The organism is Corynebacterium sp. c24Ua_83 (assembly GCF_039907245.1).
In the GTDB taxonomy this organism is placed as follows: Bacteria; Actinomycetota; Actinomycetes; order Mycobacteriales; family Mycobacteriaceae; genus Corynebacterium.
Window position 1 is genome coordinate 63,663 of the sequence record NZ_JASBOI010000009.1, and the last position, 10,237, is coordinate 73,899.

The 10,237-nt window shown below is 62.8% G+C and carries 10 protein-coding genes; 6 read left to right on the forward strand and 4 right to left on the reverse strand.

Features of this window, described 5'->3' with window-relative positions; translation table 11 throughout:
* Window positions 1–125: 125 nt before the first annotated feature.
* From serC to QKE30_RS07240, 3 genes are all read left to right on the forward strand, one after another.
* The gene (gene serC, locus QKE30_RS07230; RefSeq protein ID WP_347934479.1) at window positions 126–1,283 is read left to right on the forward strand and encodes a phosphoserine transaminase; all 1,158 of its coding nucleotides are present in this window, start codon (window positions 126–128) and stop codon (window positions 1,281–1,283) included.
* Between the two features lie 136 nt (window positions 1,284–1,419).
* The gene (gene sepH / locus QKE30_RS07235) at window positions 1,420–2,580 is read left to right on the forward strand and encodes a septation protein SepH (RefSeq protein ID WP_347934480.1); all 1,161 of its coding nucleotides are present in this window, start codon (window positions 1,420–1,422) and stop codon (window positions 2,578–2,580) included.
* Between the two features lie 21 nt (window positions 2,581–2,601).
* A complete protein-coding gene (locus QKE30_RS07240) occupies window positions 2,602–3,516 on the forward strand; it encodes a hypothetical protein (RefSeq protein WP_347934481.1) in 915 nt (304 codons plus the stop codon).
* Between the two features lie 4 nt (window positions 3,517–3,520).
* On the opposite strand, the gene QKE30_RS07245 is transcribed toward QKE30_RS07240, so the two are convergent.
* The 3 genes from QKE30_RS07245 to QKE30_RS07255 all read right to left on the reverse strand — a co-directional run bounded on the left by QKE30_RS07245 (window position 3,521) and on the right by QKE30_RS07255 (window position 6,945).
* Complete coding sequence (locus QKE30_RS07245) at window positions 3,521–4,492, reverse strand: RNA methyltransferase (protein ID WP_347934482.1); 972 nt, start codon at window positions 4,490–4,492, stop codon at window positions 3,521–3,523.
* A gap of 2 nt (window positions 4,493–4,494) precedes the next feature.
* A complete protein-coding gene (locus QKE30_RS07250; RefSeq protein ID WP_347934483.1) occupies window positions 4,495–5,988 on the reverse strand; it encodes an NCS2 family permease in 1,494 nt (497 codons plus the stop codon).
* Window positions 5,989–6,201: 213 nt separating this feature from the next.
* Window positions 6,202–6,945: a DUF3027 domain-containing protein gene (locus QKE30_RS07255; protein WP_347934484.1), complete on the reverse strand. Its 744-nt coding sequence runs from the start codon at window positions 6,943–6,945 to the stop codon at window positions 6,202–6,204.
* 225 nt (window positions 6,946–7,170) lie between these two features.
* Between QKE30_RS07255 and QKE30_RS07260 the strand changes: the two genes are divergently transcribed.
* Complete coding sequence (locus QKE30_RS07260) at window positions 7,171–7,866, forward strand: glutaminyl-peptide cyclotransferase (RefSeq protein WP_347934485.1); 696 nt, start codon at window positions 7,171–7,173, stop codon at window positions 7,864–7,866.
* Window positions 7,867–7,929: 63 nt separating this feature from the next.
* Entirely contained in the window at window positions 7,930–8,523 is a 594-nt protein-coding gene (locus tag QKE30_RS07265; protein ID WP_347934486.1) for a DUF2771 domain-containing protein, read from the forward strand.
* A gap of 81 nt (window positions 8,524–8,604) precedes the next feature.
* Here QKE30_RS07265 and QKE30_RS07270 read toward each other — a convergent pair whose 3' ends face one another.
* Entirely contained in the window at window positions 8,605–8,988 is a 384-nt protein-coding gene (locus QKE30_RS07270; RefSeq protein ID WP_034986981.1) for a cold shock domain-containing protein, read from the reverse strand.
* Between the two features lie 436 nt (window positions 8,989–9,424).
* Here QKE30_RS07270 and QKE30_RS07275 point away from each other — a divergent pair, with 436 nt between their 5' ends.
* Window positions 9,425–10,051, forward strand: coding sequence for a resuscitation-promoting factor Rpf1 domain-containing protein (locus QKE30_RS07275; RefSeq protein WP_347934487.1), 627 nt, complete (start codon window positions 9,425–9,427; stop codon window positions 10,049–10,051).
* Window positions 10,052–10,237 lie beyond the last annotated feature (186 nt).

The window sequence follows — 10,237 nt, forward strand, 5'->3', positions numbered from 1 at the left end:
CGGGGGTAAAACACAGCGCCACCACCCACGATTCTTATATTTTTGACACCTTTAGGCCAAGCAGTCCGCGTGAAGGTCTACCCTATAAAGTCAAGCGCAAAAAATACGAGCGATCAGAGGGAAAGATGAACGCACCTGCCAACGACCAAAACACCCTGCCCACCATCCCCGCGGAGTTCATTCCCGCCGATGGCCGCTTCGGCTGTGGCCCGTCCAAGGTTCGCCCAGCCCAGCTGCAGGCCATCCAGGACAACGCCGCCATTCTGGGCACCTCTCACCGCCAAGCTGGTGTGAAGGACGTCGTCGGTTCCGTACGCGAGGGTCTGTCGCAACTGTTCAACCTGCCGGAGGGCTACGAGATCGTCCTCTCCCTGGGTGGCGCCACCGCTTTCTGGGATGCCGCTTCCTTCGGCCTGATCCGCAACAAGTCCGCGCACCTGACCTACGGCGAGTTCTCCTCCAAGTTCGCCAGCGTCTCCAAGAAGGCTCCGTGGCTGGACGAGCCGCAGATCGTCGCGGGCGAGCCGGGCACCGCTCCGTCCCCGAGCGAGCTGGACGGCACCGATGCCGACCTGATCGGCTGGGCGCACAACGAGACCTCCACCGGCGCGATGGTTCCGGTCACCCGCCCGAAGGCCGCTTCGGACGACACCCTGGTCGCTATCGACGCAACCTCCGGCGCCGGCGGCTTGCCCGTCGACATGAACGCGGCTGACGTCTACTACTTCAGCCCGCAGAAGTGCTTCGCCTCTGACGGTGGCTTGTGGCTGGCAGCCTTCTCCCCCGCCGCCCTAGAGCGCGTGGAAGAGATCGCCGCTTCCGACCGCTACATCCCGGCCTTCCTGGACCTGAAGACCGCCGTGGATAACTCCCGCAAGAACCAGACCTACAACACCCCGGCCGTCGCTACCTTGTTGATGCTGGACGACCAGGTGAAGTGGATGAACGCCAACGGTGGCCTGGACGGCATGGTGGCTCGCACCACCGAGTCCTCCAAGGCCCTGTACAACTGGGCCGATGCCCGTGCAGAGGCCACCCCGTTTGTGCAGGATGCGGATGCCCGCTCCCTCGTTGTCGGCACCATCGACTTTGACGAGAACATCGACGCCGCCAAGATCGCCAAAATCCTGCGCGCTAACGGCATTCTGGATACCGAGCCTTACCGCAAGCTGGGCCGTAACCAGCTGCGTATCGGCATGTTCCCGGCCATCGATCCAGAGGACGTCAAGAAGCTGACCGGCGCCATCGACTTCATCCTCGACGGCGGCCACGCAGCCAAGTAATTCGCTATCCGGCTACTGTTTCGCCATCGTCTAGCGACTGAATCCGCTCACCCTCCAACCGTGCTTTTAGCTAAGGTTGGAGGGTGATGTTAATAACACCGCCGTTATTTGCCGCACCATCCGTCAGGAGGCCACGTTGCAAGAGCTGAAATTTGTCGTCGCCGATAGCGATGCCTCGTCGCTCGTGCTGCGCGCCGTTGACCCCGCCGTCGGCGGCCCCATCGCTGAGTACTTTCTGCCCGTCACCGACGAGTTGCGCTCTTTTCTTAGTGACGCCCCCACGGCCAGCGCGGACAGCATTTCCGTAGAAGCCGAGGGCGATGCTCGCTCCGGGGCTTCCGAAATTTCCGGTACCGACACCGCTAGCACGACCAGCACAGCCGATGCCGCTGCGGATGCTGCAGACGCTCGCCGGGAGGAGCAAGCGGCACCCCCCGCTGAGGAAGAAGCGACGGAAACCGAGGTGGCACCCTTGTTCCAGGGGCGCGGACAGGATCGCCCCAACGCGCGTCCGCACCGCACTCGGATTTCGATGTCCCCGCGCGGGATCCAGGACCGCATCCGCCACGGCGCCACCGTCGCCGAGCTGGCGGACGAGGCGGACACGGACGAGTCGCGCATCGAGCCCTACGCCTGGCCGATCCTGCAGGAGCGCGCACGCATCGCAGAGCTCGCACACGCGGCGCTGCCGGTAAACGGGGATGGCGTATCGAACCAGCCCCTGTGGGAGGTTCTGGCCACTGCTCTGGCGGCGCACGGGGAGTCTCTTTCGGACGCCGAATGGGATGCCTACCAGAACTCCACCAAGCAGTGGATCGTCACCGTGTCTTGGGAAAAGGACGCGGCCGGGCGAACCAACACGCACGTTGCGGAGTTCATCATCGAGCTACGCGGCTCGGAGAAGGCACTGGCGCACCCACACAACAGCATCGCCGGCGACCTGGTGAACCCGCGCTACGGGCAGCCGGTGCGCAGCGTTTCCCCGGTGACTCCCCTGCTGCACCCAACGCAGACTCCCGAGGACCGGCACTGGGAGGACGACCAGGCCGATCTGGATCGGCAGAGCAACCGATCTGACGAGGTCGGCTCTCCCAGGGTTCCCGGGGCTCCCGCAGCGCAGGACACTCCCCCCGCTAGCGGTGATTCCCCTGCGGAGCGAGGCGACCGCGGCGATAATGAATTCCTAATGCACCCTGACGCTAAGGCCGCGAAGCCGAAGCGTAAGCGCAAGGCCGTCACCCCACACTGGGAGGACGTCCTGTTGGGTGTGCGCACCAACCCCAAGAAAAAGAACTAGGCGATAGAAGGAGCCACTGCTGTGACCCTGGTGACCCTTTGGTTTGTGAATGCTGCCAACCCCAGCACCGTGGTGAACCAGGAGCATAAGGTCGATCGTGGCTTCGCCCGCAAGTACCTGGCACAGCTGAACCCGGCCTGGCCGCTGACGCACATCGGCGACTTCGACATGACCCGCAGCGCGATCCCCGGCACCGATGAGTTCTACATCGGCGGCTACCCGGGGCTATCCGTGGTGCAAACGGTGATCCCCGACCTGCGGAAGCTCTCCGAACTGCCGGAACGCTACCGCACGCTAGTCAGCGCCGCCGATGTATACGCCTCCTGCGTGGTAGCAGACCCGGAAATCGCAGCCTCGACGAAGCCCGGGGACGGTGGAGACCCGGCCTCCAAGGAGGTCGACGAAACCTTCGGGGGCTTCGCCCACTGGGCGGGTGGCCAACTCAAGCGCTCTTTCTGCGCCACCCGTGAGACGGTGTTCGAGGACATTGGGCTGCCCGGCGAGTTCGAGGCTAACTATTGGGCCGGCAACACCGAGGCCAGCGGCATACAGCTGCCTTTCATCCCCGCGGAACTGGCAGCCGCGGCCATCGAGGCCTGGCTCGGCTTTGCGGTCTCCGCTTCCGGGCCGGCACTGCCCATTGCAGCTTTCGCCGTTGACGGTCGCCCAGAGGCGAAGTCCTCCGAATACGACGGTCTGACGCATGGGCGCACCACACCGGACGACATGGTCTCCGTCTACGACGATGAGCAAGGCTACGACGACTACGCTGCCCCGTCCCGCGAGAGCGAACCCAGCGGCGCGGAAGTGGCCAAGAACGTGTTGAACTCCCTGGGCCAGGGGGCTCGCAGGGGAATTTCCGCTGGCCTGCGAGGGCTGCGCGGGGCCTCCAAGAAGATTGGCGACGAAGTGCGCCGCCGCAGCCGCGGGGAGTAGCCCCCTAGCGCACTGCTTCGTAGAAGGCGATGGCCGCCGCCGTGGCCACGTTCAGCGAATCGGTTCCGTGGGCCATTGGGATGCTGGCGCGCACGTCCGCGGCGCGCATGGCGTGCTCCGTCAGGCCAGGCCCCTCCGCGCCAACCATCACCGCCACCTTCTTCCCCCGCCCGCGGGCGGCCTCAGTGGCCTCACGGAGCGTGATGTCCCCCGCTGGAGTGAGTGCCACTACCTCGTAGCCGCGCCTCTGTAGCAACTCCAGGTCCCGCTGCCAGGTGGTCGTCGTGCCGGGGAACTTCGCCCACGGCAGGCGTAACACGTGTCCCATGGAGACGCGCACGCTGCGCCGATACAGCGGATCGGCGGTGGCCGCGCCGAACAGCACGGCATCCACGTTGAGCCCCGCTGCGTTGCGGAAGATGGAGCCGATATTCTCGTGGTCCCCCACGCCCTCCAGCACGGCGATTACGCCGCTGGCGTCGGGGGTTTCCTCCACGTGATCCAGCACTGCCTCCACGGCGCTGGTTCCGGCGGCCCTTATTCCGGTGCCCTGTGTGCCGGGGACTCCCCCTGTTCCTGCCGGCCCCGTAGTGCTCACAGCGCTTACAGTGCTCGCAGTGCTCACCTTGCTCACAGCGCTCGTCGGCAGCCGATCCGCCGACGCGACCAGGCCCCTGTGCATGTCGAAGCCCGCGACCTCCTTCAAGACCTCGCGGGAAACCTCAAACACGGAGAAGGTGGCGTCATCACCAGAAAGAGAGCGAGACAGCTCCTCCTCGATCGCCCGCAGCTTTCCCGGGAACCCCACGACCGCGCGGGTCGGATAGGGGCTCGCCAGCAGGCGCGGGACGACTAGGGTGCCCTCGGCGATGATCAGCTGCTCGCCGGACTTCTTGTCGGAAGCGTTGAGGTTCCGAAAATCGTCCAGGCGCGGGTCGCGCGGGTCATCGATCCGGATGGGCGAAAGGTCTGCCATGGCTAGCCTCGCAGCAGATCCATCACCGGATCGGCGGCGAAGTAGACCACGAACATCCCAGCCACCAGGTACAGCAGCGGGTGAACCTTCTTAGCACGGCCACCGACCAGCGCCATCACGACGTAAGTAATAAAGCCCACGCCGATGCCATTGGCGATCGAGTAGGTAAACGGCATGACCACGATGGTCAAGAAGGCGGGCAGGGCGATGTCGAAGCGCGTAAAGTCAATGTCCTTAATCTGCGCCATCATCATCGCACCCACGATCACCAGGACCGGGGCGGCGGCCTCGATCGGCACAACCTCGTACAGAGGTGTGAAGAACATCGCCAGGATGAACAGCAGGCCGGTAACCACATTGGCCAGGCCCGTGCGGGCGCCGTCAGCGATGCCCGCCGCGGAGTCCACGAATACGGTGTTCGAAGAACCCGAGACCGAGCCACCGACGATCGCGCCGCCGCCCTCGACGATCAGGGCCGTGCGCAGGTTCGGCAGACGATCTTCCTCATCCATCAGCTGAGCCTGCTTACCCAGGGCGGTCATGGTTCCCATAGCGTCGAAGAAGTTGGCCAACACCAGGGTGAAGATCAACATGCAGGCTGCCAGCACGCCCACGCGGGTGAAAGCACCGAACAGATCCACGGCGCCGACCAGGGAAAGATCCGGCATGCCGCCCAGAGAATCCGGGCTCTGCGGTACCGCCAGGTTCCAGCCTGCGGGGTTCGGCTCGCCGTCAACGACGGACGGGCCGGTGTGGGTGAGCGCCTCCACGATCATGGCGATGATGGTGTTGGCGACGATACCAATGAATAGGCCGCCGCGAACCTTGCGGACCACCAGGGTGCCGCAGATCAGCAGGCCAAGGACGAAGACGAACGTGGGCCAGGAGGCAATGGAGCCGTTAATACCCAGGCCAACCGGGACGGTCGTGCCCGCGGCATCCGGAATGCGGCGGACGAAGCCAGAGTCCACCAAGCCGATCATCGCAATGAACAGGCCAATACCCACGCCGATGGCCGCCTTCAGCGAGCCGGGGATCGAGTTGAACACTGCCTCGCGGAAGCCCGTGATGGCCAGTAGCACGATGAGGACACCGTCGATGACCACCAGCCCCATTGCTTCCGGCCAGGTCAGCCCCTCCGTGCCGACGAAAGTGACCGCCACCAGGGTGTTAATGCCCAGACCAGCGGCGATGCCGAAGGGATAGCGGGCGATGATACCGAAGGCGATAGTCATTACGCCTGCCGCCAGGGCAGTAACCGCGGCCACGCGGGCGGTGCCCAGCTCGTCGCCGTTGATGTCCGCACTGGTGCCCAGAATCAGCGGGTTTAGGATGATGATGTAGGCCATCGCGAAGAACGTGACCACACCACCGCGGACCTCGGTGCCCACCGTCGAGCGGCGCTCCGAGATGTGGAAATAGCGGTCTAGGAAGCCACGATCCTGCGGTTCCCCAGATTCTGTCTTGGCGGCCTTGGCGGCCTGTGCATCTGCCATGCGGAATTCTCCCCTACCTGTTCGGTCTGAGCGCGGAAGCTACCCTTCAGCAGAACCGTAGGCAGCCACCACAATTTGAAACGTCAAGTTATAAGTAACCACCCCGCAGGGCATTAATGCAACTATTAGGTACCCGTTCGGGCACCCCAAGAGCGCGGGAGTTAGCCAGGGCTAGCCGGACTGGCTGGACTGACTAGGGGGCTGACGCCCCATTTATTCGAAGCGCGAGAAGCCTTCGTCGACGTACACACCGTAATTATTGGTGCCCTCCCCGAGCTCCTCGCCGATGGATTCCTCCACCGTCGCCGAGTGCGCGCCGCAGCCATAGTCCCGCTGTACCACGCGCCCGTCGGCGGAGTACTCGTTCGCGCACACGCCCACGCCGTTTTCCACGTTGTCGATGGGCAAGTAGAACGCGCAGGTTTCGCACTGCAGGTCTGCCTTCTTCGCGAACTCGGAGCGCGGCCCGTAGTCCCCCTCGCGCCAGCGCTTGCGGGCTTGGCGTAGCCCCTCGTGTGAAAGTGTGTTGCCCGCCTGCGGGTTTCGCAGGAAGCCATCGCCGTCCTGCAGCTTGGCCCACGCGGTCAGCCGCTCGTCGTCGCGGCGCGGAGGGAGCGTATCGCCAGGCCCTAGGTCGCCCGGCTGCACGCGATCCTCGTAAGGCACCCACTCCGGGGCCAGCGAGGCATGCTTGCCGGCCTGCAGGCTGACCTCGTTGATGGTGAGCACCCCACTGCCCGGCACCGTCACCAGCACCACGACCCACTCCCAACCGCGGTAGCCGGGCACTCGACTGGCGTAGCGGTAAATCCCCAAACCCTCGCCGTCCGTTGCGATGCCGAGGGCCTTCCCCACCTCGTCGCCGCCTACCTCTTCCACCGCGGCGCGGGCTGTTTCCTTAGCCTCCGCCGAAAAAAGAATCGGATCTGCCTTTTTCTTCCTACTCACCTGAACCATTATGCCTGCCACCTGCTTACTGTGATGCATGATGGTTGCATGTTCTCTTACCGACGCCACCCTCACGCATCCTTCCCTCTGCTTCGAAAAGGGCGGGTGACTTCCCAAATACTCGCAGCTGTAGGAGCTGCGGCCGTGGCGTGTGCGTTATCGGCGTGCGGTGCGGACGACGGGGCGTCACCAATAAAACCAGGGACAACAGCAAAAGAGTATGGCGATGCACCGATGCTCGAGGTCACAGTGGACGAAGTACACCCATGGGACAAGTCCGCGTTTACCCAGGGGCTTGAGGCGGCCGACGACGGGCGCCTATTGGTCGGCACGGGACTATACGGCGAATCGAAGATCTATTACACGAACCTAGAAGGCGAAAAATCCAGCGAACAGAGCCTAGGCAAAGAGCTGTTCGGCGAGGGGGTTGCGATTCATGGCGATACGGCGTGGCAACTGACATGGAAGGAACACACCGCAATTAAGCGCGACGCACGCACACTCGATGAGGTGGACCGGGCAGATTACGAGACCGAGGGGTGGGGCTTGTGCTCCCAGCAGGATCGACTCGTGATGAGCGACGGCTCGGGCACCCTGACCTTCCGCGATCCCGAAACATTCGCCAAAACCGGTTCCGTGGAAGTGGAAGGCACCGACCAACTCAACGAGCTGGAATGCACTGCCGACGGCAAGGTGTGGGCCAACGTGTGGCAAACCGACACAATCCTGGAGATCGACCCGGAAGTTGGAAAGGTCACACACGTTGTGGATACAGCCGGGTTGTTCCCCGCAGCACAGCGCGATGGCGCGGACGTGCTGAATGGCATAGCGGTCGTGCCAGGCAGCTCCCCAGACGACCGACGCTTCTACCTGACCGGCAAGTTGTGGGACGAGATGTACGAGGTGCGCTTTAAGGAGCCGCAGGGTTAGGAGTGGCTATAAGGGCGGCTAGAGGTTAGGGCTTGTGCGGCCAGTGAATTAGGATCGGGAGGCGTGAGCGAGCAAGAGAAAACCAGTCCGAAGCCTTCCACCGCGCCTGCGCCGAAGCTGTCCAAGAAGCAGCAGCGCCAGCGCGCCCAACGAAAGCAGCTGATGACGATGGGGGCGATCGTCGCCCTCGTAGTTGTGGTGATCGGCGGCGTGCTGCTTTATAACCGCTGGCAGGACGGGAAAATCGAAACGCTACCGCAGGATCAACGCATCATCGCTGTGGTCGATGGCAAAGAGCACGAGATCGCACCCTACTCCGTCTGCCAATTGGACGACCCGGACTGCAAGCCCTCTGAGCCCTACAAGCTGCAGGTGGGGGATGCTGAAAAGGTAACGATCAAGCCGCCGGAGGATGTGTACGACCACGACTGGTCGCTGCTGCAGATCTTCGACGAGCCGGGCGCTAACCAAGACAACTACTACAAGAGTTACGAGCGTGAGGAGGTCACGCTGGATCTGAAGGCTTCCGTGAAGGCCGATGATGGAAGCACCCCTCAGCTCAAGGTCTTGGAGCTGCACTCTATGTTGGTCGGCTTGGACGACAACGACGAGCAAACCCCCTACGCAACCATCTGGTCGATCGAGATCGCCCAGTAGCTCCCTTTTTATCTAGGGGAACTCCCTTTACTAAGGGAGGGTGCGAGGGGGGTTTGACTTAAGAAGTGTGAAGCGCGACCGCTAGTTGTCGAGCTCGCGCGCGATGGTGCGCAGGATCTCCGCCACCTGGCGGGCCTCCTTGCGCTCTGGGCGGCGACCGGACTGCAGTACCGGCAGCACGCTGCTATCCAGCAGCGTGATCGTATCCTGCACCATCTGGTGGAGCTGCTCGGGGTTGTACTTGTGCTGCGCACGGCGGGGGCCATTGTCCAGCACCGTCATGGTGTGAACCTGCGGTCCACGGCGGCCAGCGATGAACTCGTACTCGATGCGCTGCCCCTTGACCAGTTCGGTGACGCCGTCGGGCAGCACCTGGGAACCGACGTAGACGTCCTCATCCCCAGGGTTGCTGACGAAGCCGTAGCCGCGGTCTGCGTCGTACCACTTCACTTTTCCGGTTGGCATGGGATCACCCTATTCCTTGATGTCAATAGAATGACCTAGGTTAGCGAGAATGCAAGGGTAGAGCAAATCCCACTCGCTAATCACATCAGCCACAGGCGTTACAAGACAATTGTGATCTTAGTCACATTACGAAATCGTAACGAAATGGATTCATTCCTATAAATTCCAGGTCAATAAGCGTTTCGAAAACCCGCCTTAACGTTGTATAAGTTTCGAATCTTGCAAAAAACGTGACACAAACGTGACAAACCAGTACGGTAGCCCATGACCTTAAGGCGAACGAGCAAACGGCTCGACGTCACAGAAGCAAGAGATCACTGAACTTTCTGAACTTAAGGGACTTAAGACATCCAAGACAGCTCAGTGATCTTCGAGAGATAACGAAACAAAAGGCGCCATAACTAGGACAAGGCGCCCGAAGGGAAACTCAGCAAACATGGCACGTCACGCAAAGACCAGCTCTTTCACCACCGCAGCCCGCCTGTCCGTCGCAGGCGTTGCAGTTGCAGCAACCTCTGCACTGCTGGCTCCGACTGCTTCCGCGGCACCGGATTCCGACTGGGATCGCCTGGCTCAGTGCGAGTCCGGCGGCAACTGGTCCATCAACACCGGCAACGGCTACCACGGTGGCCTGCAGTTCAGCCCGTCCACCTGGGCTGGCTACGGCGGCAAGCAGTACGCACCGTACGCATACCAGGCAACCCGCGAGCAGCAGATCGCCGTTGCAGAGCGCGTTCTGGCTGGCCAGGGCTGGGGCGCATGGCCGTCCTGCTCCGCCAAGCTGGGCCTGAACTCCAAGCCGACCCCGCGCAACGTTGCAGCTAAGCCGAAGGCTAAGCCGGCCGCACCGGCTCCGGTTGTGCAGCAGGCCGTCCGCGACCTGTCCCGCAACTCCAACGCTCTGGCTGTAGACAAGTTCTACGATGCACTGGTCAAGCGCATTGAGGAGCTCGGCTTCTCCGTGCCGAAGGAAGTCACCGACTACTACAACGCCAACAAGCACTCCCTGAACCACACCTACAAGCAGTACTCCGCTCAGCTGCAGGCTGTTCTACCTCACTAAGATCAGGTCTAGCTAGAAGCCGGGTCGGCACGCAGTAGCGTTCCCGCCCGGTTTTTTCGTGGCCGCTGGCTAGGCGCCCGCAAGCTGCCCGCGACGTGCCCGCAAGGTGCGTACAAGGCAGCCGCAAACGAAAGGTGGCGCGCTTCCCCACATGGGGAGGCGCGCCACCTTTGTCAGTTTATTAGT

What these genes read in the sequence shown, in the direction of transcription:
- serC (WP_347934479.1), top strand. Translation starts at nt 126, where the DNA reads ATGAACGCACCTGCCAACGACCAAAACACCCTGCCCACCATCCCCGCG.
- QKE30_RS07245 (WP_347934482.1), bottom strand. Translation starts at nt 4,492, where the DNA reads ATGGCAGACCTTTCGCCCATCCGGATCGATGACCCGCGCGACCCGCGC.
- QKE30_RS07250 (WP_347934483.1), bottom strand. Translation starts at nt 5,988, where the DNA reads ATGGCAGATGCACAGGCCGCCAAGGCCGCCAAGACAGAATCTGGGGAA.
- QKE30_RS07255 (WP_347934484.1), bottom strand. Translation starts at nt 6,945, where the DNA reads ATGGTTCAGGTGAGTAGGAAGAAAAAGGCAGATCCGATTCTTTTTTCG.
- QKE30_RS07260 (WP_347934485.1), top strand. Translation starts at nt 7,171, where the DNA reads ATGCTCGAGGTCACAGTGGACGAAGTACACCCATGGGACAAGTCCGCG.
- QKE30_RS07270 (WP_034986981.1), bottom strand. Translation starts at nt 8,988, where the DNA reads ATGCCAACCGGAAAAGTGAAGTGGTACGACGCAGACCGCGGCTACGGC.
- QKE30_RS07275 (WP_347934487.1), top strand. Translation starts at nt 9,425, where the DNA reads ATGGCACGTCACGCAAAGACCAGCTCTTTCACCACCGCAGCCCGCCTG.